24 protein-coding genes are annotated in these 25346 nt (G+C 69.5%); 13 read left to right on the top strand and 11 right to left on the bottom strand.

The annotated features are described in order from the left end of the window. Positions 1-155: 155 nt before the first annotated feature. Together B0293_RS14460 and B0293_RS14455 are read right to left on the bottom strand one after the other, a co-directional pair. The gene (locus B0293_RS14460) at positions 156-1160 is read right to left on the bottom strand and encodes a LacI family DNA-binding transcriptional regulator (protein ID WP_005167400.1); all 1005 of its coding nucleotides are present in this window, start codon (positions 1158-1160) and stop codon (positions 156-158) included. A 32-nt stretch (positions 1161-1192) separates the two neighbouring features. Next, on the bottom strand, positions 1193-2395 hold the full coding sequence (locus B0293_RS14455) for an MFS transporter (RefSeq protein WP_005167398.1): 1203 nt from the start codon (positions 2393-2395) through the stop codon (positions 1193-1195). 58 nt (positions 2396-2453) lie between these two features. Between B0293_RS14455 and B0293_RS14450 the strand changes: the two genes are divergently transcribed. Next, positions 2454-2999, top strand: coding sequence for a hypothetical protein (locus B0293_RS14450; RefSeq protein WP_052014627.1), 546 nt, complete (start codon positions 2454-2456; stop codon positions 2997-2999). A gap of 115 nt (positions 3000-3114) precedes the next feature. Next, complete coding sequence (locus B0293_RS14445; RefSeq protein ID WP_005167395.1) at positions 3115-4500, top strand: PepSY-associated TM helix domain-containing protein; 1386 nt, start codon at positions 3115-3117, stop codon at positions 4498-4500. Here B0293_RS14445 and B0293_RS14440 read toward each other — a convergent pair. Further along, on the bottom strand, positions 4490-5401 hold the full coding sequence (locus B0293_RS14440; RefSeq protein WP_039919823.1) for an SDR family NAD(P)-dependent oxidoreductase: 912 nt from the start codon (positions 5399-5401) through the stop codon (positions 4490-4492). The genes B0293_RS14445 and B0293_RS14440 overlap by 11 nt on opposite strands. An 80-nt stretch (positions 5402-5481) precedes the next feature. On the opposite strand from B0293_RS14440, the gene B0293_RS14435 reads away from it, so the two are divergent. After that, a complete protein-coding gene (locus tag B0293_RS14435; RefSeq protein WP_245192160.1) occupies positions 5482-6048 on the top strand; it encodes a TetR/AcrR family transcriptional regulator in 567 nt (188 codons plus the stop codon). Here B0293_RS14435 and B0293_RS14430 read toward each other — a convergent pair. Beyond that, positions 5946-7301 carry an MFS transporter gene (locus B0293_RS14430; RefSeq protein ID WP_039919822.1) on the bottom strand — a complete coding sequence of 452 codons (1356 nt, stop codon included), beginning with the start codon at positions 7299-7301 and terminating at the stop codon, positions 5946-5948. The two genes, B0293_RS14435 and B0293_RS14430, sit on opposite strands and share 103 nt — an antisense overlap. Positions 7302-7429: 128 nt before the next feature. Continuing rightward, positions 7430-8071 carry a TetR/AcrR family transcriptional regulator gene (locus tag B0293_RS14425; protein WP_005167391.1) on the bottom strand — a complete coding sequence of 214 codons (642 nt, stop codon included), beginning with the start codon at positions 8069-8071 and terminating at the stop codon, positions 7430-7432. A 115-nt stretch (positions 8072-8186) separates the two neighbouring features. Between B0293_RS14425 and B0293_RS14420 the strand changes: the two genes are divergently transcribed. The 3 genes from B0293_RS14420 to B0293_RS14410 are packed head-to-tail and all read left to right on the top strand — an operon-like array spanning position 8187 to position 12063. Beyond that, the gene (locus B0293_RS14420) at positions 8187-9035 is read left to right on the top strand and encodes a shikimate dehydrogenase (RefSeq protein WP_005167390.1); all 849 of its coding nucleotides are present in this window, start codon (positions 8187-8189) and stop codon (positions 9033-9035) included. After that, complete coding sequence (locus B0293_RS14415; protein ID WP_005167389.1) at positions 9025-10788, top strand: bifunctional sugar phosphate isomerase/epimerase/4-hydroxyphenylpyruvate dioxygenase family protein; 1764 nt, start codon at positions 9025-9027, stop codon at positions 10786-10788. The genes B0293_RS14420 and B0293_RS14415 overlap by 11 nt, the downstream gene beginning before the upstream one ends. Positions 10789-10824: 36 nt before the next feature. Beyond that, entirely contained in the window at positions 10825-12063 is a 1239-nt protein-coding gene (locus tag B0293_RS14410) for an HNH endonuclease signature motif containing protein (RefSeq protein ID WP_052014626.1), read from the top strand. Between the two features lie 65 nt (positions 12064-12128). Here the strand turns inward: B0293_RS14410 and B0293_RS43530 are convergent, their stop codons facing one another. Next, positions 12129-12512, bottom strand: a complete 384-nt coding sequence (locus B0293_RS43530; RefSeq protein ID WP_158081883.1) for a hypothetical protein — start codon at positions 12510-12512, stop codon at positions 12129-12131. Between the two features lie 287 nt (positions 12513-12799). Here B0293_RS43530 and B0293_RS14405 point away from each other — a divergent pair, with 287 nt between their 5' ends. Continuing rightward, complete coding sequence (locus B0293_RS14405; protein ID WP_005167387.1) at positions 12800-13471, top strand: nucleotidyltransferase family protein; 672 nt, start codon at positions 12800-12802, stop codon at positions 13469-13471. Between the two features lie 396 nt (positions 13472-13867). Next, complete coding sequence (locus B0293_RS14395; RefSeq protein WP_005167384.1) at positions 13868-14353, top strand: hypothetical protein; 486 nt, start codon at positions 13868-13870, stop codon at positions 14351-14353. 12 nt (positions 14354-14365) lie between these two features. Here B0293_RS14395 and B0293_RS14390 read toward each other — a convergent pair whose 3' ends face one another. The 3 genes from B0293_RS14390 to B0293_RS14380 are packed head-to-tail and all read right to left on the bottom strand — an operon-like array spanning position 14366 to position 17598. Next, positions 14366-15541 (bottom strand): 4-hydroxybenzoate 3-monooxygenase, encoded by a 1176-nt coding sequence (locus B0293_RS14390; RefSeq protein ID WP_005167382.1) that lies wholly within the window; start codon positions 15539-15541, stop codon positions 14366-14368. 32 nt (positions 15542-15573) lie between these two features. Then, positions 15574-16347: an IclR family transcriptional regulator gene (locus tag B0293_RS14385; protein WP_005167380.1), complete on the bottom strand. Its 774-nt coding sequence runs from the start codon at positions 16345-16347 to the stop codon at positions 15574-15576. Between the two features lie 12 nt (positions 16348-16359). After that, the gene (locus B0293_RS14380) at positions 16360-17598 is read right to left on the bottom strand and encodes an SLC13 family permease (RefSeq protein ID WP_039919817.1); all 1239 of its coding nucleotides are present in this window, start codon (positions 17596-17598) and stop codon (positions 16360-16362) included. A 71-nt stretch (positions 17599-17669) separates the two neighbouring features. Between B0293_RS14380 and B0293_RS14375 the strand changes: the two genes are divergently transcribed. Beyond that, positions 17670-18893 (top strand): FAD-binding protein, encoded by a 1224-nt coding sequence (locus B0293_RS14375; RefSeq protein WP_005167376.1) that lies wholly within the window; start codon positions 17670-17672, stop codon positions 18891-18893. On the opposite strand, the gene B0293_RS14370 is transcribed toward B0293_RS14375, so the two are convergent. Then, positions 18890-19240: a hypothetical protein gene (locus tag B0293_RS14370; protein ID WP_039919815.1), complete on the bottom strand. Its 351-nt coding sequence runs from the start codon at positions 19238-19240 to the stop codon at positions 18890-18892. The genes B0293_RS14375 and B0293_RS14370 overlap by 4 nt on opposite strands. A gap of 111 nt (positions 19241-19351) precedes the next feature. On the opposite strand from B0293_RS14370, the gene B0293_RS14365 reads away from it, so the two are divergent. Next, a complete protein-coding gene (locus B0293_RS14365) occupies positions 19352-20524 on the top strand; it encodes an aminotransferase-like domain-containing protein (RefSeq protein ID WP_005167371.1) in 1173 nt (390 codons plus the stop codon). Here B0293_RS14365 and B0293_RS14360 read toward each other — a convergent pair. Then, the gene (locus B0293_RS14360) at positions 20521-21225 is read right to left on the bottom strand and encodes a FadR/GntR family transcriptional regulator (RefSeq protein WP_005167369.1); all 705 of its coding nucleotides are present in this window, start codon (positions 21223-21225) and stop codon (positions 20521-20523) included. The genes B0293_RS14365 and B0293_RS14360 overlap by 4 nt on opposite strands. Before the next feature lie 158 nt (positions 21226-21383). Between B0293_RS14360 and B0293_RS14355 the strand changes: the two genes are divergently transcribed. The 3 genes from B0293_RS14355 to B0293_RS14345 are packed head-to-tail and all read left to right on the top strand — an operon-like array spanning position 21384 to position 25337. Further along, on the top strand, positions 21384-22661 hold the full coding sequence (locus B0293_RS14355) for an SLC13 family permease (protein ID WP_005167368.1): 1278 nt from the start codon (positions 21384-21386) through the stop codon (positions 22659-22661). Positions 22662-22672: 11 nt separating this feature from the next. Next, positions 22673-24088: an acyl-CoA synthetase gene (locus tag B0293_RS14350; protein ID WP_005167366.1), complete on the top strand. Its 1416-nt coding sequence runs from the start codon at positions 22673-22675 to the stop codon at positions 24086-24088. Then, a complete protein-coding gene (locus B0293_RS14345; RefSeq protein WP_005167364.1) occupies positions 24081-25337 on the top strand; it encodes a carboxyl transferase domain-containing protein in 1257 nt (418 codons plus the stop codon). Before B0293_RS14350 ends, B0293_RS14345 begins: the two co-directional genes overlap by 8 nt. The last annotated feature ends 9 nt before the right edge of the window (positions 25338-25346 follow it).

Genomic DNA, 25346 nt, shown 5'->3' with positions numbered 1-25346 from the left:
AGTGAAGGCCCGGATCAACGCAATAACTGGATGAGAACTTGCAACTTCGCGACAGTCTCCGCTTCGACGGTGTCCCTGAAATCCGTGAAGGCCTCCTTGAGGGACTCTGGGTCCCTCAAGGAGGCCTTCACGGACTTGCGGCTCGCGAGTAGGTGCTAAGTGCGGCGGGCGGTGGAGCCCCGGACGACGAGTTCGGGCGCGAACAGCAGCTCCTCGGCCGCCACTTCGCCGCCGTTTATGCGCTTGACCAGCAGTTCCACCACGGCGCGGCCCATCGCCTCGATCGGCTGGCGGGTCGTGGTGAGCGGCGGGTCGGTGCAGTTCATCAGTGCCGAGTCGTCGTAGCCGACCACCGAGATGTCGTCCGGCACCGACAGTCCCTGTCGCCGTGCGGCACGGATCGCGCCGAGGGCCAGAAGATCGCTCGCGCACAGGACGGCCGTCGCTCCGCGCGGGTAGAGCCGGGCCGCGGCCGCGTGCCCGCCTTCGATGGAGAACATGCCGTGCTCGACGAGCTCGTCCAGGACCGGGAGCCCGAGTTTCCCCGCATAGGCGCGGAACGCCTCGAGTTTGCGCTGGGACGGCACGTGATCGGTCGGGCCGAGGACGAGGCCGATCTTCTCGTGCCCGAGCGAGCTCAGATGTCCGACGACCTGCTCGACGGCGACCGCGTCGTCGCACGAGATCTGCGGCAGCCCGAGGTGGTCGACGGCGGCGTTGATCAGCACCGTGGGCAGGCGGCGCTCGGCGAGGTGGTGGTAGTGGGAGTGCACCGCGTCGGCCTGGGCGTACAGCCCGCCGGCGAACACCACGCCGGAAACCTGTTGCTGGAGCAGCAGTTCGACGTACTCCGCCTCGGAGACGCCGCCCGCTGTCCGCGTGCACAGCACCGGGGTGAAACCCTGCTGGGCGAGGGCGTTGCCCATGATCTCGGCCAGTGCGGGGAAGATGGGGTTCTGGAGTTCGGGGAGGACAAGGCCGACCAGGCGGGCGCGGTCGCCGCGCAACTGGGTCGGCCGTTCGTAGCCCATCACGTCCAGCGCGGTGAGGACGGCGGCCCGGGTACTGGCGGAAACCCCGGACCGGCCGTTGAGCACCCGGCTGACCGTGGCTTCACTGACCCCGACCTTACGGGCGACTTCGGCAAGACGACGCGTCATGGGTGAAACTTTACCGCAAGCGAGCGCAAGAACTAGACACTCTTGATCGGTGCGGTGATCCGAAAGTCGCGCGAAGAAGGAACGAGCGCCGCGGCCGCCGGTGCGGCGAAACAGACGACCGCGCACACCGCCAGGACCGGCGCCGCCCCGAACCCGTCGATCGCGGGCGCGATGAACGCCAGCCCGGCGGGTGCCAGGCCATAGGAGAACAGGAAGTCCAAAGAGGACACGCGGGCGAGCTTCCCCGGTTCGACCTCCCGCTGGGTCGCGGTGAACCACGGGACGTTGAACAGTTCGATGCCCAGCCCCGCGACGGCGTAGGCGGCGATGACCAGCGCCGGGTGCACCGGGAACAGCAGGCTCAGGGGCGCGAAGCCGTAGAAGCCGAGTCCGATCAGCGCGGCCCAGCCCTGCCGCTTCGGACGCCAGCGCGCGATGACGACGGCGCCCGTGAGCGCGCCGAGTGTGTACGCGGTGAGCCCGCCCGCCAAGACGGCTTCGGTGTCGTAGCGGTCGCGGCTGACCAGTGGCAGCACGACACCGGTGGCCGAGTAGCCGGTCGCGATCACGGCGGTCAGCGCGCCGAGCCCGGCCAGGAACCACGGGTGACGACGGGCTTCGCGGAGGCCGTCGGCGAACTCGCCGAAGAAACGGGTCCTCTCGGTGGCGGGCGCCAGAGCGAACGAGCCTCGCGGCGGGATCAGCGCCGTGCCCAGCCACAGCACGCCGGTGCCGATCACCAGGGCCTGGGTCGAGGCGACCTGCGAGAGCAACGCGGTGAGCCCGGGCGCGACCAGCGTCGTCACCCGCACGGCCAGCGTCATCGCGGCGTTGGCCTGCTGTCGCCGGTCCTCGGGGATGACCTCGGCGGTCAGTGCCTGGAACGCCGGGCGGCACGCGCCCTGCCCGACGCCGACGACGGCGGCCGCGGCGGCCGTCAGCAGCACGGACCGGCCCATGCCGACCGCGATCACCGGCGTCGCGAGACCCGCGATGAGACCGGCCCAGAGCACGACCCCGCGGCGGGAGTGCCGGTCGGCGAGGACCCCGGCCACCGGGACGGCCACGAGGAAACCCGCGGTGCGCGCGGCCAGGACGACGCCGAGGTCCACGGCGGAAAGCGACCGTTCGAGCACCGCCAGGCCGAGGATGAACGGCAGCGCCCAGGTCGCCAGCCCGGAGGCGGTGTTGCCGGTCCAGAGCCGGACGAACGGCAGGCTCTTGTGGTACTTCAACCCGAATCCCTTCTTCTGACCCGCGACAGAACGCCGATCGCGCTCTACTCTGCCTCCCGTGCGCACGACGACCCCGACCCGAGGCCCCGCCAGGCGCCTTCGTGGTGGGGTAGTCGGGGTCCTGACCGGTATCTTGGCGACCGGCGCCCACGTCAGTACCAGCGGGCGCGTCCCCGATCTCGGGGTGGTCGTCCTGCTCGTCGCGCTGCTGAGCTGGGTGGCCTACGCGTTCGCGGGACGGCGACGCGGACCACTCGCCATCCTCTGCCTGGTGGCGGGCGGCCAAGCGGCGATGCACGCCTCCCTCACCTTCCTGACCTGGGAGTCGCACTCCCACCATGCGGACGCCCCGGGCAATGGGCTGCCCATGGCGGCCGGGCACGGCGTCGCGACCCTCGTGGTGGTCGCGGTCCTCGCCGGCGCCGAGCGCGTCCTGTTCGCCCTCCTGTCGCTGATCGCCTCGGTCCTCCCGCGCCGCCTCACGCCGCGGCCCGCGACGGCACCGCTGCGGATCCGCGTCCCGCTCGCGGTGAAGTTCCCCGCGACCGAGGCGCTCCTGCGAGACGTCGTTTCGCGGCGCGGCCCGCCGGTGTCGTTCGCCTGAATCCCCGCAACCCTGCCGAGACCCGTGTCGCGGCAGGGCCCAGCACGTGCGCCGTGACCATCCCGGCGCGCGGCACAGGCGCACGCCTCCCCACCGACGCCTCAGGAGTTCCCCCATGGCAACGCAAACCGAACCGACCTCGAGCCCGCCACGCGCGTCCGGCTGGCGCGGGCTGTTCCTCCGGCTCCACTTCTACGCCGGCGTTCTCGTCGGACCGTTCGTCCTCATCGCCGCCCTCACCGGCGTCCTCTACGCGGCGACACCGCAGATGGAGTCTTGGATCTACTCCGACCAGCTACGGGCACCCGTCGGGCTGAACCAGGCCTCGCTCGCCGACCAGGTCAAGGCGGCGCAAGCGGCCCATCCCGGCGGTGACCTGGTCGCCGTCCGCCCCGCGCCCGAACCGGGTGACACGACCCGCGTGCTGTTCACCGAGGACGGGCTCGGCGAGTCCGAGCGACGCGCCGTCTTCGTCGACCCGGCCACCGCGCAGGTGCGCGGCGACCTCGTCGCGTACGGCTCGAGCGGCGCCCTGCCGCTCCGGACCACCCTCGATCAGCTGCACCGCACCCTGCTGCTCGGCGAGCCGGGACGGCTCTACAGCGAACTCGCCGCGTCGTGGCTGTGGGTGGTCGCGCTGGGCGGTCTCGTGCTGTGGGTGAGCCGCCGCCGGACCCGCCGTGCCGAAAAGGCGGAGTCGGCGCGAGGAAAGACCGTGCGCCGTCACGGATCCGTCGGCCTGTGGGTGCTGCTCGGCGCGTTGTTCCTGTCCGCGACCGGGCTGACGTGGTCGGCGTACGCGGGCGAGAACGTCTCCGCCCTGCGTGAATCCCTGGGCTGGGCCACCCCGGCGTTGAAGGTGACCGGTGGGGACGAACACGCCGGGCACGCGGGCCACGGGGAAGCGCCCACCCCGGCACCCGCGCGGCCCGAGAGCGTCGACGCGATGCTGGCCTCGGCCCGAGCCGCCGGGATCGACGCGGCCTCGGTGGAGATCGGGCTGCCCGCCAAACCCGGCGCTCCCTGGCAGGTGGCGGAGGTCGAGCGCGGCTGGCCGACGCAGGTCGACACCGTCGCGGTCGACGGGACCACCGGGCAGATCCTGGGCGAGGTGCGGTTCGCCGACTACCCGCTGATGGCGAAGCTCGCCCGCTGGGGGATCGACGCGCACATGGGCGTGCTCTTCGGCTGGCCCAACCAGATCGCGCTGCTCCTGCTCGGCGCCGGTCTGGTCACGATGGTCGTGCTCGGCTACCGGATGTGGTGGCAGCGCAGGCCGACCCGGGCCACCGGGCTGACCTTCGGACGGCCGATCCCGCGCGGTCAGTGGCGGAAGGCGCCACCCGCGCTGGTGGCGGGGCTCGTCGTCCTCGCCGCCGCGATCGGCTGGTTCGTGCCGCTGTTCGGCATCAGCCTGCTGGCGTTCCTGGTGATCGACCTGCTGCTGGGCCTGCGGTCCCGTCGCCGGTCCCAACCGGAATCCACCGACGTCACCGTGTGACCTCGACGCCGGTGAGGCCGACGCTCGCCGCCCACACCCGGGCGGCGAGCTCGGTGTCGGCGAGCTTTCCGCGGACCGGTTCCCGCCGGGGTTCCCCGCGCAGTCCGAACATCCGGGGTCCGTACATCTCGCCGCCGCGGACGGCGGGGTCGAGCGCGGCCCGTACGGCGGGCCAAGCCCCGGCTTCCTTGCCCTGCAACAGAAGCCCGGCGGGGAACTTCCGTCCGTCCGGCGCCGCGTGCACCGGACGCGACGGGGTGAGGGAGTCGAGCGCTCCGCCGGGATGGTCGACAATGCTCAGCACCGTGCTCCCGGCCGCGCGCAGTCGCCTGTCGAGCTCGAAGGCGAACAGCATCTGCGCCAGCTTCGAGCGCGCGTAGGTGCGTTTGGGCTGGTAATCCCGCTTGCTCTGAAGGTCGTCCAGGTCGAGTTCCGCCGACTTGCCCACGAAGCTGCCCGTGGTGACGACGCGGCCGGCGTCCGCCGCTTCGAGCAGGGGCATCAGATGGTGAACCAGGACGAAATGCCCGAGGTGGTTGGTGGCGAACGTCAGCTCGTGCCCGTCGGCGGTCTCGCGCCTCGGCTGGTCCTCCAGGAGCACGCCCGCGTTGCAGACGACGGCGTCGAGCCGTTCGATGTCCAAATCGTCCACAGAGGACTTGATGGACGGGAGATCGGAAAGATCGAGCCTCAGGTGCCCGAGTTTCGCCTCCGGGACCAGCGACCGGATCGACGCCATCGCGGCCTCGGCCTTGGCGGCGTCCCGGCTGCCGAGGAGCACGGTGGCGCCGGTCCCGGCGAGTTGTTCGGCGGCGAAGTAGCCGATCCCCGCGTTGCCGCCGGTGACCAGGAAGGTCTTGCCGTCGGCGCGCGGCAGGTGGTGGACGTCCCAGTGGGTCATGTCGTGCCTCTCAAAGTCGAAGTCACTTCGAAGATACACCGACTTCGATTTCGAATTGACTTCGATGTAAGGTGGCTCGCATGGAGCAGGGCAGGCGCGAACGTAAGAAGGCGGCGACCCGTCAGGCCCTGTCGGGGGCGGCGCGGGAGCTGTTCCTGGAGCGGGGCTTCGACGACGTCACCGTCGCGGAGATCGCGGACGCCGCGGACACGGCGGTGTCCACGCTGTTCGCGCACTTCCCGGGTGGCAAGGAGGCGCTCGTTCTCGGCCACGGGCACGAACGCGAGGCGGCTTTGGCCGCCGCGGTCCGCACCCGGGCCGAGGGCGTTTCGATCTTGCGGGCGTTGCGGGACTTCCTCGCGACTCGCGGCCCGTTCGACCCGGATCCCGATCCGCTGTCTCGCCGTGTCGCGGACCTGGTGGTCGCCACCCCGGCGCTGCGCGCCTACGCCAGGACATTGTGGACGGGCTGCGAGGACGCGCTCACGGAGGTCATCGCCGAACAGAGCGGGCAAGACGGTTTCTCGGTGCGGTTGCTGGCCCGCTACGTCCTGGAGATCCCGGACTTGGCCGGAGTCGAGCCGGATCCCGCCGCCGCGCTGGACGCCGCGTTCGCGTTCCTGTCGCGAGGCTGGCCGGGATTCTGACCTAGTTCCTCGGTCGGGACATCGTGGGTTTCGCGCGCGGTGAGCGCGGCCGCGGCGCTGAGCAGGCAGACCGCGGCGGTGAAGACGGCGACGCCGAGCCAGTCCTCTTTCCCCGAACCGATCGCGGCGACGACGCTCGGGGCGAATCCGGCGATGGCGAACCCGATCTGGGTGCCGATCGCCATCCCCGACAGACGGACCTTGGCGCTGAACATCTCGCCGTAGAACGACGGCCACACCCCGTTGACGGCGCTGTAGGCGACGCCGAACAGCAGGATGCCGACGGTGAAGATCAGCGGGTAGGAACCGTCCGAAATGGACCACAGGTACGGGAAGATCAGCACACCGCAGGCGAGGCAGCCCGCGATGAACACCGGTTTGCGGCCGATCCGGTCGGAAAGCCCGGCCAGGAAAGGGATCGCGAGCAGCGCGGCGACGTTGGCCAGTACGCCGACCCACAGGATCGGCCCGCGCTCCAGTCCGACCGTGTTGACCGCGTAGCTCAGTGCGTAGACGGTGAAGATCGTGCTGACGGAGGCGATCGTGGCCGCCGCGATGACGCGGAGCACGTCCTTCCAGTGCGTCCGGAACAGTACGGCGACCGGTAGCTTGGCGACGTCGGACTTGTTCTTTTCGAACACCGGGGTCTCGTCGATCTTGCGGCGGATCACGAAGCCGACGATCACCACGACGGCACTGCACCAGAACGGGATCCGCCAGCCCCAGGTGAGCAGCTGGTCCTGGGGGAGCGCGGCGATCGGCAGGAAGACGGCGGTGGCGAGGATCTGGCCCGCCTGTGTCCCGCTGAGGGTGAAGCTCGTGTAGTAGCCGCGCCGGTGGGGTGGCGCGTGCTCCATCGACATCGAGTTGGCGCCCGCCTGTTCGCCGGCGGCCGAAAGTCCTTGCAGCAGGCGGAGAATCACCAGAAGGATCGGCGCGAGCACGCCGACGGAAGCGTAGGTCGGCAGGCAGCCGACGAGGAATGTCGTGGCGCCCATCAGCAGCAGCGTGAACACCAGGACCTTCTTGCGCCCCAGCCGGTCTCCGATGTGTCCGAGCACGAACGCGCCGACCGGGCGGGCCAGGTATCCGACGCCGAAGGTCGCGAGCGCGAGCAGGGTTCCGGCGGCGGGGGAGGAGGACGGGAAGAAGACCTTGTTGAACACCAGTGCGGCGGCGGTTCCGTAGATGAAGAAGTCGTAGTACTCCAAGGCGCTGCCGATCCAGGCGGCCAGTGCGGCCTTGCGGGGCATGCCTTGCGTGACAGGGGAGGGAGAGGCCACGTCGACACTCCTGAATTTCTGTACGATTGAGTTTATGTACGATCTAGTTAGTTAATACAGCGTGCGAGACGGTGTCCCGGTTGTCAAGAGCCGGGAGTTCAGGCCGTCAGGTACTCGATCACCAGGTCGCCCAGCATCAGGCGGTAGTGGGCGCGGCGCGCGGGGTCGAGCATGTCGCGACCGAAGATCGCGGAGAAGGTGTGGCGGTTCGCGAGGCGGAACACGCAGAACGAGCTGATCACCATGTGCACGTCGAGCGCGTCGACGTCGGCGCGGAACCGGCCGGCCTCGCGGCCGCGGTCGAGGATGCGGGTGAGCACGTCGAGGGCCGGGTTCGCCATGCCGGACAAGGCTTCGGACCGCGCGATGTGCTCACCGTGGTGGATGTTCTCGATGCTCACGAGGCGGATGAAGTCCGGGTTCGCCTCGTGATGGTCGAAGGTGAGCTCGGCCAGCTGGCGGATCGCGTCCTCGGGTTCGAGGTGATCGACGTCCAGATCCTGTTCGAGGGTGCGGATGGTGGCGTACGCCCGCTCCAGCGCTGCGACGTAGAGCTGTTCCTTGCCGCCGAAGTAGTAGTAGATCATCCGCTTCGTGGTGCTCGTGCGAGCGGCGATCTCGTCGACCCTCGCGCCGGCGTACCCCTTGTCGGCGAACTCCCTGGTGGCCACCGCGAGGATTTCGGCGCGGGTGCGTTCCTTGTCGCGCTGGCGCTCGACCTCGGACGACGGTGCGGCCACCTGACTCCCTTCGAACCGCTGGTGGGGCCCCAACTCTAGCGCAGCCCTTCTCGCCCCGGCTCGATCGCGCTACAGTGAACTCACTAGTTCGTACATTAATCCTCGGAGGGTCTTGGTGACCAGCTACCTCATCGGCCTGGTCGGCACCGGCATCGGGCCGTCGCTGAGCCCGGCGCTGCACGAACGGGAAGCCGACGAACTCGGGTTGCGCTATCTCTACCGGCGGCTCGACCTCGACGTGCTGAGGATGCCGATCGGGGACGTGCTGGCCGTCGCGCGGACCGCAGGCTTCGACGGCCTCAACGTCACGCATCCGGTGAAGCAGCGGGTGCTGCCGTATCTCGACGAGCTCGCGCCGGACGCCGCGGCGCTCGGCGCGGTCAACACGGTGGTGTTCCGCGGCGGGCTCGCGACCGGGCACAACACGGACGCGACCGGCTTCGCCCGCAATCTCACCCAGGGCCTGCCGGACGCCGACATGGACACGGTCGTCCTCCTCGGCGCGGGCGGGGCGGGCGCGGCCGTGGCCCACGCCCTGCTTTCGCTGGGGACCGGACGGCTGATCGTCCACGACGTCGACGTCGCCCGTGCCGGAACCCTGGTGACCGCTCTGCGCAGGCGTTTCGGCGACGATCGGGCGCTTTCCGGTTCGCTGGAAGACTTGCGGACCGCCGACGGGCTCGTGCACGCCACCCCGACCGGGATGGCCGCGTATCCGGGATCGCCCGTTACCGCCGAGGCGTTGCGCCCGGGAATGTGGGTGGCCGACATCGTGTACCGGCCGCTGGAGACCGCGCTGCTGAAGCAGGCGAGGGAGCGCGGCTGCCGGACGCTGCACGGCGGCGGGATGGTGGTCTTCCAGGCGGCGGACTCGTTCCGCCTGTTCACCGGCGCGGAACCGGACGCGGACCGGATGCTCCGGCATTTCGAAGCGCTGGAAGGGAAACCCGCACATGTCCGGTGACACCGCCATCGCGACCGTCTGCCTCTCCGGCACCCTCGAGGACAAACTCGGCGCGGCCGCCGCGGCGGGCTTCGGCGGTGTCGAGATCTTCGAGAACGACCTGATCGCGTCACGGCGGTCGCCGTCGGAGATCCGGCGGCTCTGCGCCGACCTCGGGCTCACGATCGACCTCTACCAGCCCTTCCGCGACTTCGAGGCGGTGCCGCCCGACGTGCTCCGGGCGAATCTCCGCCGGGCGCGGCGGAAGTTCGACCTCATGGCCGAACTCGGGGCGGACACCGTCCTGGTCTGTTCGTCGGTCTCGCCCGACGCCGTCGACGACGACGACGATCTCGCCGCCGAGCAGCTGCGCGAACTGGCCGAACTGGCGGGGGAGCGCGGTATCCGCGTCGCCTACGAAGCGCTCGCGTGGGGCCGGTTCGTGAACACCTACGAGCACGCGTGGCGCATCGTCCGGCGGGCCGACCACCCGGCCCTGGGAGTCTGCCTCGACAGCTTCCACATCCTGTCGCGACGCAGTGATCCCCGCGCCATCCGGACGATCCCGGGGGAAAAGATCTTCTTCCTGCAACTGGCCGACGCGCCCTTGCTGGACATGGACGTACTGCACTGGAGCAGGCATCACCGGCTCTTTCCCGGGCAGGGCGCGTTCGATCTGGCCGCGTTCACCGGGCATGTGCTGGCGGCGGGTTATCAAGGACCGCTTTCGCTGGAGGTCTTCAACGACGTCTTCCGGCAGGCGGATCCGGGGCCGGCGGCCGTCGACGCCATGCGATCCCTGCTGGCCTTGCGTGAATCCGTTGGCACCCTTGATGTTCCTGCGGCTCCACGGTTGGATGGGCACGCTTTCGCCGAACTCGGCGTCTCGGGCGCGGTGCTCGCGGATCTCGGCTTCACGCACATCGGAACGCATCGCTCGAAGCCGGTCCAACTGTGGCAGCAGGGGGCCGCGCGGTTGCTGGTGAACTCGGCGGCCGAGGAAGGTTCGATCAGCGCACTCGGCCTGGTGAGCGCGGATCCGAGGGGATCGGCTCGGCGCGCGGAGGCGTTGCTCGCGCCCGTACTGCCTCGGGAACACTGTCCGGGAGAGGCGGATCTCGCCGCTGTCGCCGCGCCGGACGGAACCGAGATCTTCTTCTGTGGCAACGACGAGTGGCTGCGCGACTTCGTTCCCTCCGGAGCGTCTTCGGCCGGATCGGGGATAACCGGCATCGATCACGTCGCCTTGACACAACCTTTCGACCACTTCGACGAGGCGACGCTGTTCTATCGGTCGGTACTGGGCTTGTCGCCCGAAGCCGTCGCCGAGTTCGCGGCGCCGTTCGGTCTCGTGCGCAGCCGGGCGGTCGGCGATCAGGACGTCCGGCTGACGCTGGACAGCGCCCTGGTGCGGCGAGGGGAGTGGGCGCCGGGAGTGCCTTCGCCCCAGCATGTCGCCTTCGCGTGCGAAGACGCTCTCGCCGTCGCGCGTACTCTGCGGGAAAATGGTGCGCCTTTGCTGGAGATTCCGGGGAACTACTACGACGATCTCGACGCCCGGTTCGATCTGCCCTTCGCCGCGGAGCTGCGGGAGAACTCGGTGCTGTACGACCGCGACCCGTCCGGAGAGTTCCTGCACTTCTTCACCGAACTGGTCGGCTCGCGGGTGTTTTTCGAGGTGGTGCAACGGATCGGCGGGTATCGCGGGTGCGGGGTCGTGAACACGCCGGTGTACATGACGGCGCATCGGGAACGCCGGCTCAGTCTGGCTTGATCCGTTTCTGTCGGTGGTCGGTTGTAGCTTCGTCGCATGGCTACTTCTCAAGCCGAACTCTCGGCTCTTCTCGAGGAACTGACCGACCCGGATCGTTTGGAGGAGATCAATGCTTTAGTGGAATCCTTGGATGGCAAGGAATCCTTGCTCGTCGCGAAGGAAGTCGGTGTCGCGCTCGCGCGGCTTGAGGCTGTGCGCTACCGGGCGCTGTCGCGATTGAGTGAGGTGCGGGGCGGTGTGGGCAGTGTCGTACAGGAAGTGGCGCTGGAACTGTCTTTTGTGGACGCTTTCGTCGGTTCTCTCGTGGCGACCGGCGTGGCGCTGACCTCACGATTGCCGCGGACGTTGTCGTTGATGGACCGCGGCAAGGTGAGCGGATTCGCCGCGCAGAAAGTGGCCGAGGCGACCGCCTGGCTGTCCGATGAGGACTCCTTGACGGCGGATGCGGTGCTGGAATCCCGGCTGCCGGGCAAGAACAGCGAACAGGTCCGCAAGGCGGCGAGCTACGTGGCTATGCGGACCGATCGATCCGGTGCCGAGAGACGGGCGGCCGAGTGCAGGGAAGGTCGCCGATTGTCCCTGGCCCAAGGCGAGACCGGAGTCGCCTCGATCGAGGTAAGGGACGGCCCTGTCGAGAAGGTCACCGCCGCCTATCAACGAATCCACCGGGAAGCCCGGGCCCTTCGCAACCAGGGCGACACGCGGACCATGGACCAACTGCGCGCCGACATCGCGCTGGACCTGCTCCTCGGCGGGCAGGGTGGTGTCTCCGAACGCACCGAGGTGTTCCTGTACATGGACCTCGCCACGTATCTGGGGCTGAACGACGATCCCGTGAAGATGGCCGGGCACGGCTACCTCCCGGCCGGACTGGGGCGTCACATCGCCTCCGGGGCGGACACCGTGCTCCGGCGCATCATCACCGATCCGCTCAGCGGCCAGGTCCAGGATCTGGGCAGAACGCGCTATCGCCCCGACGCGGCAACGGCCGAGTTCGTCCGGGTGCGAGACCGCGAGTGCCGAAGACCCGGCTGCACCCGCGCCGCCCACACCTGCGAACTCGACCACTCGATCCCGTGGCAGTTCCAAGGCGAAACGAACGTGGCCGACCTCGTCACCTACTGTCGTCGTGACCACCGCTTGAAGGACGAACCCGGCTGGATCTACCGCCTCGACCCCGATGGCAGCCTCACCGTCACCACACCCACCGGCCAGACCCACACCAGCACGCCGCCGCCCCTGCACGAACCCCGGCCGGAGGTGCTGCCGTTCTGAGCCGTTGCCGAAAAGCGGCGACGAGGTTCGCTCAGGTGCTTCGGGGCTTGCAGGCCCGTCAGTGGTTACGCACGCGCCGAGCGGTCAAGGTAGCGAGTAGAACGACGAGGTAGGTGAGGGCGCAAGCGAGGACGGCGGCAGGCGTCACCTCCAAGGACCGTGTGTGATTCGACAAAACCAGCTGTGACCGTGCCCCAGTAGACGCCGACGACGATGTGTGCGGCTCGACCGTCCGGCATAGCGGTCAACCCGGCGGCCAGCAGCGCGAACGGAGCGCGTATCCAGACGCCGGTATTGACGTGTCCTCTGATATCGGCCGGGGCTGTTCCGTCCTTGGCGATCTTTTTCAGCGTGCCCTTGAGGCTGAGCAACGCCACGAGAGCGGACCCAGTGAGAACGCCCAAGGTGCCGTTGAACAAGAGATCCTTCGAGTCGGTGTAGGAGGCCAAGCCAGTGGTGAGTAGCAAGAGACGTCGGTCCACGCATCACCGAGCCACGTGTCCCCACTGCCCGAGTCGTGTCGTCGTCCGCTTGCAGGCATGGCTACCTCTTTACCTGAAAGGGCTCGCCACGAGTTTACGTAGCGGAACATGGCGCCAGATTCCATTGCGTGAAGCGGCGCGAAGTCGCAACGAATGTCCGGCCGCGGATGTCCTAGGGTCGGTCGCATGTTTCGATCACGCAGAGGACGGCGGTCCGTGACGCTCTTCTTTCGTGGGCGCGTGATGATGCCGAGGTGAGCGCGGCGGCGTTGGTCGGCTCCGCGGCGACAGGACGTGAGGACGCCTGGTCGGATATCGATCTGGCACTGCGTATCGGGTCCGCGGCGGAGCCGGGAGACGTCAGCGCCCGCTGGACCGCCCGGCTCTATGACGAGTTCGAAGTGGCGCATCATCTCGACGTCCTGGCCAGAGGTGTCCTTTACCGGGTGTTTCTCTTGGCCGACTCGTTGCAGATCGATATTTCGTTCTGGCCCGCCGATCGGTTCAGGGCGACCGAGCCAGGATTCAAGCTCGTGTTCGGGACGGCGAACACGCCGACGAACCCGGCGCCCCTCGACCCTGATCATCTCGCCGGGATGGGGTGGCTGTACGGGTTGCACGCGCGCTCCGCGATCGCGCGGGGTCGTGGCTGGCAGGCCTTGATGATGCTCGACGGTGTGCGTGACCAGATCATCGCGCTGGCCTGCGTCCGTCATGGTCTCAATCCGCATCATGGCCGGGACGCGGACAAACTCCCGTCCGAACTGCTCGACGAGCTCATGCGGGCGCGCGCGAGTACGACGGACGATCACGAACTGCGCCGGGCGAACAAGCTGTCGATCGAGGCGCTGTTACGGGAGATCGCCCGTCATGACGAGGCACTCGCTCAGCGCCTCGTGATGCCCGCCGAGGCCCTCACTTTCTGAGACAGCCGGCTCCAGAGACACACGACTCTCTGCCGAAGGTGTTGCCGTCCTGAGCCGTTGCCGAAAATCGGCGACGAGGTTCGCCTGAGGACCCAGGATTCTTGATCGGCTATCTTGCGGGCGTGGACATTCAGGTGCTTGAGGGTGCGCTGGTCGAGGTGCCGACGGACGCTGTCACGGGATTGGATCGGCGTGCGTTCGGAGAGTTCATCGGACCACAGGGTGAGTTGGCCTCGTACGCGTTCGGCTGGAGCGATCGGCGGGCTTGGTGGATGCGGCACTGGCTGGCGCGCACCACCTGTATCCAGACCCTTGAGGTCTTCGAGCGCCGCGAGCCGAGCTTAGAGCCGACACAATTCGGCTGCGACCGCCTCGGAAACCAGGCACGATGGCCGCATGTCGGATCTTCACTGGGACGAGGTCAAGAGCTTCTTCGACCCTGATTTGATGGGCACTCTTCCCGACGTGATCGTCCCGAACGCCTCCGCGGAGGACTGGCAGACGGTGTTCGATCTGGTCAAGGCGCGTGGTTGGCAGTGGGAGTTCCGTCAGGCCGACACGACGCCGCCTTTGCCTTCGGCGGCTGAAGCGCTCGCGCGCCTGGAAGATGGCGAAGTGGGGGAGCTCCATGTCTTCCCGGTTCCGGAAATGCTTGTGATCTTCCGTCTCATGTCGGCAGAGGAGATCGACTTCGACGTCGACTTGCGAGAATTACAGGGACAGGCCGGCGTCGACAAACTCTGCGGATTCCTCGCCGAGATCGGGCGAAAGCTGGGTAAGCCGGTTCTGATGCTGCCGGAAGGCGGAAGCCAAGCCCATGCGAACCTCGGGTTCGATCCAACGGTTGATCGAGTGGTGCTGCTGGCCGATCCGCGTCGCTGAAGCCAAGCCGGATCAGAACCCGATGGGCAGGCCCGCGTAGTTCTCCGCCAACCCAGCCCTGCCCGCCTCGCTCCGCGCCAGCCACTGCAACTGCGAGAGCTGCAGCTGCCGGTCGAAAGGATCGCCCGACTGGTGCAGCATCGTGGTCATCCACCACGAGAAGTGCGTGCATCGCCAGACCCGGCGTAGTGCGGTGTCGGAGTAGGCGTCGGCCAGCGTGGAGTCCTTGTCCCGCAACAAAGAGGCCAGGGCGGGTGCGAGGAGGGCGACGTCGGCGACGGCGAGGTTGAGGCCCTTGGCGCCGGTGGGCGGCACGATGTGGGCGGCGTCGCCGGCGAGGAACAGGCGCCCGTGCCGCATGGGCTGCTGCACGAAACTGCGCATGGGCAGCACGCTCTTGTCGGTGATCGGGCCGGGCGTGAGCGTCCAGCCGCCTTGGCCGTGGCCGAGCCGGGTGGCGAGCGCTTCCCAGATCCGATCGTCGGACCACGTGCCGATGTCGGTGCCGTTGGGCACTTGCAGGTACAGGCGGCTGACGGTGGCCGAGCGCATCGAGTGCATGGCGAAGCCGTCAGGGTGCCAGGCGTAGATGAGCTCGTCGGTCGACGGGGCGACGTCGGCGAGGACGCCGAGCCACGAGTACGGGTAGGTGCGTTCCCAGGTCTGCTTCGCGGCGTCGGGGATCGCGGTCCGGCAGGGGCCGAAGGAGCCGTCGCAGCCGACGACGACGTCAGCGTCCAGGCGCTGCGATGTACCGTCCGGGCCGGTGAAGGTGACGTAGGGCTTGTCGGTCTCGATGTCGTGCACGGCGGTGTCGGTGACCTTGTAGTGGATCTGCTGCCCGGCCGCCGCCCGCGCCTTGCCGAGGTCCTTGGTCACCTCGGTCTGGCCGTAAACGGTGACGCTCCGCCCGACCAGGTCCACGAAGTCGAGATGATGCCGTTCCTCCGGCCATTGCAGATAGATGCCGCGATGCTCGTCGCCCTCGCGGTCGAGCCGGTCGGCGAGGCCCGTTTCGCGGAGGAGGTCCACTGTGGACTGTTCGAGGATGCCCGCGCGGATCCGCGCTTCGACGTACTCCCGCGAGCGGGTCTCCACGATCACCGATTCGACCCCTGCCAGATCGAGCAGATGCGACAGGAGCAGTCCGGCCGGGCCGGCGCCGACGATGGCGACTGGGGTTCGCATGACCGGAGTCTGGCCGCGCCTCCGCCGAACTCCTAGCGTTCGCTTTCACTCAGTGAAACCCGAAGGCTGCGGCCGATCCCGGCGGCAGCCACCTGGAGGGCGGAGACCAGCCTTGCCCGGCCCCGGCTCAGGTCCGGGACGACCAGGCCGAGCGCGGCGACGACGTCACCGGCGGGGGACGCCCGGATCGGGACGGCGACCGAGCAGGCGCCCTGGCTCATCTCCTCGACGGTCTGCGCGTAACCCTCCCGGCGGACGCGCCGCAGCTGCTCGCGCAGCCGTCCGGGCTGCGTGACGGTGTACGGAGTGACGCGGGTCAGCGACGCGAGCACCTGCCGCTGGACGTCCTCCGGAGCCCAGGCCAACAGCACCTTCCCGACGCCGGTGGCGTGCAGCGGCAGCCGCCCGCCGATCCGGCTGACCACCGGCACGGACGCGTTCCCGGAGAGCCGGTCGAGGTAGAGCACCTTGCCGCCGTCCCGCTCGCCGAGATGCACGGTGGCCCCGGTAGCACCGTAGAGATCCTGGAGGAAGGGTGCGGCGACCTGCCGGAGTTCGAACTGGACGGGGGCGAGCAGCCCGAGATCCCACAGCCGCCTGCCGATGGCGTAGTGGTCCTCGCGCCGCTCCAGCGCGCCCAGGCCCACGAGTTCGCGCGCGAGCCGGTGAGCGGTGGGCAGTGGGAGACCGGCTCGGCTCGCGAGCTCGGTCAGCGACAGCTCGCGGTGGTCGACGTCGAAGGCGCCGAGCAGTGCGAACGCCCGCGAGACGACACCGGCGCCGGGTGTGGACAGGTTGCCGGGCATACGCCCAGCTTCTCACTGAGTGGAAGTCAGGGCGAGTCCGAGCCACAGCCCGGCGACGGCGAGCACGATGGACGCCGGAACGGTCAGCAGCCCGAGCCGGGTGAACTCGCCCAGATCGGGCCGGGCGTCGTGCCGGTGCAGGATCCGCCGCCACAGCAGCGTCGCCAGGGAGCCGACGTAGGTCAGGTTCGGCCCGAGGTTGACCCCGATCAGCACGGCCAGCACCACCGGGGTTCCGCCCGCGGTGGCCAACGGCAGCAGTACGAGCACCGCGGGCAGGTTGTTGATCAGGTTGGCCAGCACGGCCGCCACCGCGGCGGCGCCGAGCAGGGCGAGGAACGAGCTGGAGGTCGGCACCAGGTGGCTGAGCGCCTCGTCCAGCCCGTTGTCGACCACGGCGCGGACCACGATCGCCAAGGCGAGGACGAACGCGAGGAACGGGATGCTCGCCGACCGGACGATCGCGGCGGGGGAGGTCCGGCGCTGCGCGAGGGCCCGGCAGGCGAGGACGGCGGCACCGGCGAACGCGGCCCACGCGGGACTGACGTCCAGCAGCGACGTGACCACGAACCCGGCCAGCGTCAGGCCGAGCACGACCAGGACGAACGCCGGGACCTTCCCGGCCGGGACCGCTTGCCCGCCGCGGGGCCGGGCCGCCAGGTCGGCGGCGAAGAACCGGCGGAACACCAGATACTCGGTGAGCACGGCCGCGAGCCACGGCAAGGTCATCAGCGCGGTGAACCGGAGGAACGAGATCCCGGTCGCGGCCACGGCGAGCAGGTTGGTCAGATTGGACACCGGCAGCAGCAACGACGCCGAGTTCGCCAGATGCGTGCAGGCGTAGGCGTGCGGCTTGGCCCGGGCGCCCATCCGCGCGGCGGTCGCGAACACGACCGGCGTCAGCAGGACGACGGTGGCGTCCAGGCTGAGCACCACGGTGACCGCCGCGGCGACCACGAACACGGCGGGCAGCAGCCGTCGCGGCTTGCCCCGGCTGAACCGGGCCATGAGCGTCCCGGCCGCCTGGAACAGGCCTTCGTCGTCGCACAGCTTGGCCAGCACGAGCACCGCGGCGAGGAATCCGACGACCGGGGCGAGCCTGGCCACCTCGTCGAGGGCGTCGGGGAACGAGATCGCCCCGGCCGCCAGCACGATCCCGGCGGCGGGCACGGCGGCGACCGCCTCCGGCAGGCCGCGTGGCCGGATCACCGCGAAGGCCAGGACGACCAGCAGGAGCGCGATGGACACCATCTCGCCGGGAATGCCCGTCAGGGGAATCCTCCTCCGTGTGAAGCCGACTTCGGCAATCTAAGCTGGGGCTGGTGCGCGAGACGAACTGGGCGGGCAATCGGACCTTCACCGCGGAACGGCTCCTCCGTCCGCGCACGATCGAGCAGGTGCGGGAGGCGGTCGCCGGGGCGAGCGCGGTCAAGGCGCTCGGCAGCGGGCATTGCTTCAACGACATCGCGGACTGTCCTAGTGGTGTCCAACTCGATCTGTCCGCGCTCGACGTCGAGACCGAACTCGACGCGGAGGCCGCGACGGTCACGGTGCCGGCGGCCGCGCGGTACGGCGACGTCGCCGTCCAGGTGTACGAGGCCGGGTTCGCGCTGGCCAACCTCGCGTCGCTGCCTCATTGCACGGTGGCGGGCACCGTCGCGACGGCGACCCACGGCTCCGGGCGGCGCAACCAGAGCCTCGCGTCGGCCGTTTCCGGTTTGGAGCTGGTCACCGCGGACGGCGACCTGCGGACCTACGAGAGGCACGACGGCGTGGTCGTCGGTCTCGGCGCGCTGGGCGTGGTGACCCGGCTGACTCTCGACCTGGTGCCGTCCTTCGAACTCCGTCAGGACGTCTTCGACGGCCTGCCCTGGGAGTCGGCGTACGAGCATTTCGAGGAGATCCAGGCCGCGGGCTACAGCGTCAGCCTGTTCACGAACTGGGCCCGCGACACGATCGACCAGGTCTGGGTCAAGGGATCAGGACAGCCGGGCGCGGACTTCTTCGGCGCGAAAGCGGCGGACGCGCCACGCCATCCGGCCCACGCGGCGGGGATTCCGGCGGACAACTGCACGCGGCAGCTCGGGGTCCCGGGGCCGTGGCACGAACGGATCCCGCATTTCCGCCTGGACTTCACGCCCAGCGTCGGGAACGAACTCCAGACCGAGTACTTCGTGCCCATCAGGCACGCGGTGGCCGCGATGGAGGCCCTGCGCGGCATCGGGCACCGGCTCGCGCCCGTGCTGCTCGTCTCGGAGATCCGCACGGTCGCGGGGGACGAACTGTGGCTGAGCCCGTTCCACGGCGGTGACCGGCTGGCGCTGCATTTCACCTGGCAGCCGGACGAAGACGCCGTCCGCGCGCTGCTGCCCGTCATGGAAGAACGCTTGGCGCCCTTCGGGGTCCGCCCGCACTGGGGGAAGCTCTTCCACCGCGCCGCGGACTATCCGAAGCTGGCCGATTTCCGGGCGCTGGCCGACGAACTGGATCCGGACGGGAAGTTCCGGAGCCCGTTCGTGCGGCGCCATGTCTTCGGGGAGCTTTAGTCCGACTGCGACCACGCGGCGACGGGCAGTGAGAGATACACGCCGACGTCATCGATCCCGGTCGCCGATTCGATGCTCGTGCGTAGCAGGTCCACGCGTTCCTGGCGGTTGTCCGCCCGGCTCGGGAACCACTTCGACCGGACCTCGACCAGCAGGTCCAGCCCGAAGCGGTCGAACGGTCCCGGCTGCCGGAAGCGCAGCTCGACGTCGCCTGGTTGAAGGTCGCCGTCGTAGGGCTCCTCGGGGCATTCCACCGCGACGGACACGAGATGCGGCAGGACCGAACCCAGCTCGCGCAGCTTGGCTTCGGAAAGTTCGGGGGAGTAGGTGATTTCCACGAGAGGCACGACACCAGCCTAGGGCAGGCGCGAACTGCTATCGTGGCGGTAGTTGCTTGCTCGCACGGGAAGATCCCCGGCTGCTGCACTGGGGCCGCACGTTTCTCCCGAGGAGCTTCCATGTCTCTTCCTCTTGCCCGTCGTATGGACGGCGTCACCAGTTCTCCCGTGCGCGACCTGCTCGCGCTCACCGCCCGCCCGGGCGTGATCTCCTTCGCCGGTGGTATGCCCGCGCCGGAACTGTTCGATGTGGACGGCCTCCGCGCCGCCTTCGACCGCGCGCTCGACGGCGAGTCCGGCCGTCGCGCGCTGCAATACTCGCCCACCGAAGGGAATCCGCGACTGCGTGAGCTGCTCGCGGAGCGGTTGTCCGATCGCGGTCTTCCGACCACTGTGGACGATCTGCTGGTCACCACGGGGTCACAGCAGGGTTTGCAGCTGCTGAGCACCGCGTTGCTCGATCCCGGCGCCACCGTGCTGGTGGAGGAGCCGGTGTATTTGTCCGCGTTGCAGTGCTTCCAGCTCGCCGAGGCGCGGATCGTGCCCGTTCCCGGTGACGCGGAAGGGATCGACCCGGTCGCGCTGGAAGAGATCGCGGCCAGGGAACGACCCGCGCTGCTGTATCTCGTCCCGACGTTCTCGAATCCGTCCGGCCGCACGATCAGCCCCGGGCGACGTCGTACGCTCGCGGAAGTGATCGCACGTCACGGGTTCTGGCTCGTGGAGGACGATCCGTATCACGAGCTGCGGTATCGCGGGGAACGCGAAGAACCGATGTCCGCCCGTCCGGAACTCGCCGGCCGCGCCATCTATCTGGGCAGCTTCTCGAAGGTGATCGCCCCGGGCATGCGGCTGGGCTGGCTTCGCGCGCCGAGCGAACTCCTGCGCCGCGTCGCGATCCTCAAGCAGGCCAACGACTTGCACACCTCGACGGTCGACCAGGCGGCCGCGGCCGAGTATCTGGCCGCCGCGGATCTCGACGCGCACGTGCGGACACTGTGCGCGACCTACCGCGTGCGCCGGGACGCGATGCTGGCCGAACTGCCCGCGATCACGCCGCCAGGCACGACTTGGACCGATCCGGACGGCGGGATGTTCGTCTGGGTCACCCTTCCCGGCGGCGCGGACACGGACCGGTTGCTTCCCGAGGCGTTGCGCCATGACGTCGCCTTCGTGCCCGGCTCGGCGTTCCAGGTGGGGGAGCCGGACCGGTCGGCGCTGCGGCTCTCCTTCGCCACGCACGCGCCGGAGAAGATCGCCGAAGGACTGCGGCGGCTCGGGAAGGCCCTTTAGTCCTCCTGCGGGTCCCAGGTCAGCAGCCGGACCTTGCTGACGGTCTGGACATGCCGTCGCATCGCGTTCGCGGCCGCTTTCGGATCGCCGTCGCGGATGGCGTCGGCGATCTTCTGGTGCTGGCCCAGCGATCGGGACGGCCGTCCGGGCTGCCGCAGCGATTCGGTGCGGCTTTCCGCGATCTGGGCGTCGATCGAGCGCATGAACTCGGCGAGGAGGCTGTTGTTCGCGGCGGCGGTGATCGCTTCGTGGAACCGGCGGTCACCTTCGGCGCCGTGCCCGCCGTCGGCGATCTCGCCCGCCATGTACGCGAGCGCGGCGTCGATCGCGGTGAGATCGGCGTCGGATCGGCGCAGCGCGGCCAGTTCCGCGAGCTTGGTCTCCATCGCCTCGCGGGCTTCGAGTACTTCCGGAAGCCGGCGGCGGCGGGCCACGAGTTCGTCGACCGGTTCGACGTCGAGGTGGTCGTTGCGCAGGTAGGTGCCCCCGCCATGACGGGATTCGAGCAGCCCCTGGACCTCCAGCACGACGATCGCCTGCTTGATCGACGCGCGGCTGACCCCGAGCCGCTCGGCGAGATCGCGTTCGCTCGGGAGCTTGTCGCCCGCGTGCAGGCCGGACTCTTCGACGTGCGCCTTGATCCGCTCGACGACCTGCTCGTAGAGCTTCGCCCGGTTCAACCGGCTCAACGCCTCCGGCACGCGATCCCCTTCGCTGACACTGGACAAGTGGCTCAGCCAATTTACCACTCATGGGTTGACAGGTGGTCGCCGTCACAGGGAAAGTGGCTCAGCCACTAGTCCACTGAGCCACCGGATCGCCCACGGGGGCCAGGGACCCGCCGTCAAGGAGGACGGTCATGTCCGCCCAGCTGATCTCGATCCTCGTCCTCGTGGTGATCTTCGCCCTCGCCACGACCCGCTCGATCAACATGGGGGCGCTCGCCTTCGCCGGCGCGTTCCTCGTCGGCACCCTCGCCGGTGGCCTGGACACCGACGGCATCTTCGCCGGCTTCCCCGGCGACATCTTCGTCGTGCTGGTGGGGGTCACCTACCTGTTCGCCATCGCCAGGGCCAACGGCACCACCGACTGGCTGGTGGCCGCGGCCGTCCGGCTGGTCGGCGGCCGGATCGCGCTCATCCCGTGGGTGATGTTCGTGGTCACCGGCGCGCTGACCGCGATCGGCGCGGTGAGCCCGGCGGCCTGCGCGATCGTCGCGCCGATCGCCCTCGGATTCGCCGCCCGCTACCAGATCAGCCCGCTGCTCATGGGCGCGATGGTGGTGCACGGAGCGCAGGGCGGCGGATTCTCGCCGATCAGCGTCTACGGCTCGATCGTCAACGGGATCGTCGAGCGCAACCACATCGCGGGCAGCCCCGTGACGCTGTTCTTCGCGAGCCTGGGCATGAACCTCGCCATCGCGGGCGTCCTCTTCGTCGTCCTCGGCGGCACCAAACTGCGGCGCCGCCAGCTCGTCACGGCGGGCGCCGCCGGTGCGGAGACCGACGAGGAACCGTTGCCGCACGAGCAGCGCATTCCCTTGGACGGGCCCAAGATCGTGACGCTGACCGGCCTGGTCGCGCTCGTCGTCGGCACCCTGGTGTTCGACCTCGACCCGGGCCTGACCGCGATCACCGTCGCCGTCCTGCTGAGCGTCGCGTGGCCGAAGACCAGCCGGTCCGCCGTCTCCGAGATCACCTGGCCGACCGTCCTGCTGATCTGCGGTGTGCTGACCTACGTGGCCGTGCTGAAGGAGATCGGCACCATCGACTACGTCGGCAACGCCGTCACCACCGTGGGGATCCCCCCGCTCGCGGCACTTCTGCTCTGCTACATCGGCGGCGTCGTGTCCGCCTTCGCGTCCTCGGTCGGCCTGATGGGCGCGCTCATCCCGCTCGCCGTGCCGTTCCTGGCGCAGGGCACGATCGGCCCGGTCGGCATGATCGCCGCGCTCGCGGTCTCGGCGACGATGGTGGACGTCAGCCCGTTCTCCACCAACGGCGCGCTCGTCCTCGCCAACGCGAAGGACGTCGACCGCGACAAGTTCTTCAAACAGCTTCTCGTCTACGGGGCGCTCGTGGTGGCCGTCGTGCCGCTGATCGCCTGGCTCGTGTTCGTCGTGCCCAACTGGGGCTGAGGAGGAGATCCATGCTGCCCGGACTGACTGCCGGAAACGACCGCGTCGCCCTGCGGTTCGGCGCCGAATCCCTGACCTACGGCGAACTCGCGTCCGTCACAGGCCCGATCGCCGCCGGGCTGGCGGGCCGGACACGGGTCGCGGTGTGGGCGACGCCGACGCTGCGGACGTGCGTCGCGATCGTCGCCGCGCTGTCCGCCGGTGTCCCGGTGGTGCCGATCAACCCCAAGGCCGGATCGCGCGAACTGGCGCATATCGTCGCCGACAGCGCGCCCGATCTGGTGCTGGCCGAACCGGACGCGGCGCTGCCGGCGGAACTCGGGGCGGTGTCGCGGGGTGACATCGTTCTTGACGCCTCAGGCACACCGTGGCCCGGAGAAGAACCGGATCCGGAGACCCCGGCTTTCGTCGTCTACACCTCCGGGACCACCGGGCCGCCCAAGGGTGTCCTGCTCCCGCGTCGCGCGGTCGCGTCGAACCTCGACGCGCTCGCGGAGATCTGGGGCTGGACCGACGCCGACGTCCTCGTCCACGCACTGCCGCTCTTCCACGTGCACGGCCTGATCCTGGGCGTGGTCGGCCCGCTGCGGCGGGGCGGTTCACTGCACCACCTCGGGCGGTTCTCCAGCGAAGCGGCCGCGAAGGAACTCGCCGGGGAGGGCACGATGCTCTTCGGCGTCCCGACGATGTACCACCGGCTGGCGGCCGACTGCGAGGCCGATCCCGCGCTGGCCGCCGGGGTGGGCGCGGCGCGGCTGCTCGTTTCGGGATCCGCGGCGCTGCCCGCGACCGATCACCAGCGGATCTCCGCCGCGACCGGGCAGCAGGTCGTCGAGCGCTACGGCATGACCGAGACGCTGATGAACTGCGGTGTCCGCGCCACGGGGGACCGGCGGCCCGGCGCGGTCGGCCCGCCGGTGCCCGGCGTCGAACTGCGGCTGGTCGACGACGCCGGAGAGCCCCTGGCCGAGGACTCGGTGGGGGAGATCGAGGTCCGCGGCCCGAACCTGTTCCTCGGCTACCTGAACCGGCCGGACGCCACGGAAGCCGCCCTGCGCGACGGCTGGTTCCGGACCGGCGACATGGCGGTCCGCGACGCCGACGGTTACGTGCGGATCGTGGGCCGCCGGGCCACCGACCTGATCAAGAGCGGCGGCTACAAGATCGGCGCGGGCGAGATCGAGAACGCGCTCCTGGAGCACCCCGGGGTGGCCGAGGCGGCCGTCACCGGGGAGCCGGACGACGACCTCGGCGAGCGCATCGTCGCCTGGATCGTCCCAGCCGAGGTCAAGCCGACGGCGGACGAACTCGCCGACCACGTCGCCGGATTACTGTCGCCGCACAAGCGGCCGCGGGTGGTCCACTATCTGGAAGCTTTGCCCCGCAACGAGATGGGCAAGGTCCTCAAGCGGGCGCTCCATGGCTGACCCGCTCGGCTGGGACGGTTACACCGCCTCCCTGGCGGGAGCGAGGGAACGCGCGGGCACGGACGAGGCGGTCGTCTGCGAACGCGCGAAGTTCGGCGTCCACGAGGCCGTGGTGATCCGGTTCGAGTTCGGCTTCCTCGGCGGCTCGGTCGGCACCGGGACCGGCGCCCTGATCGGGGAGGCACTCGATCAGGCCCGCAAGCTCCGCTTGCCCGTCGTCTCGTTGCTGTCCACGGGCGGGACCCGGATGCAGGAGGGTGTTCCCGCCCTGCGACAACTTCAGCGGATCGCCCGAGGTTTGGCGCTGCTGCGCGAAGAAGGGCTGCCGCACATCGCCGTCGCGCGGCATCCCACGACCGGCGGCGTGTGGGCGTCCCTCGGCGCGGACGCCGACGTCGTGCTCGCCGTTCCCGGCGCCCAGGTGGGGTTCGCCGGGCGCCGGGTGCGGGAGGAGCGGTACGCCGACGATCCCGCGTACACGGCGGAAAACCAGTACGCGGCCGGATATGTCGACGAGCTGGTGACCGAGGACGTGCTCGACGAACGGCTGGAGGCGTGGCTCGGTCTCCTGACCGGCGGCGCCCGGAACCGCCCGGCGGATCTGCCCAGGGCTCTCGGCGCGCTCGACTCCGCGCGGGACGGCTGGCACGCGGTCCAGCGCGCCCGGTCGGCGGACCGGCCTCGCGCGGGCGCCTATCTCGACGATTACTTCGACACCCGTGCCAGCCTCCGGGGCGGTACCGACGATGGTGTCCTTTGTGGAATCGGGAACCGTGCCGGGCGGTCTGTCGCCTACGCGGCGCAGTCCGGGACCGCCACCACACCAGGCGGTTTCCGGACGGCGACCCGCCTGATCCGCCTCGCCGATCGGCTGGGACTGCCGGTGCTGACACTCGTCGACACCCCGGGCGCGGCCGCCGATCCGGCCGCGGAGACGGCCGGGGCCGGAAACGCCATCGCCGAACTGTTCGGCACGGTCGCGGCCGCGGGCGTGCCGATCACGACGCTGGTGATCGGGGAAGGAGGTTCGGGCGGCGCGCTCGCGTTCTGTTCGGCGGACCGGATCTGGCTCACCCCCGACGCCTGTTTCTCCGTGATCGCCCCGGAACTGGCGGCCAGGATCCTCAAGCGGGGGCCCGGAGGGATCCCCGCTCTCGCCGGAAAGCTGAAGCCACGCCCCGAAGATCTGCTGGGCCTCGGTGCCATCGACGGCATCGCGGGATCGGAACCGGTTTCCTTCGTGAGATAAGGGGTTCGA

The organism is Amycolatopsis azurea DSM 43854, assembly GCF_001995215.1.
Classification (GTDB): domain Bacteria; phylum Actinomycetota; class Actinomycetes; order Mycobacteriales; family Pseudonocardiaceae; genus Amycolatopsis; species Amycolatopsis azurea.
The sequence above is the reverse complement of the archived record's forward strand: the minus strand, read 5'-3'. Positions and strand labels throughout refer to the sequence as shown.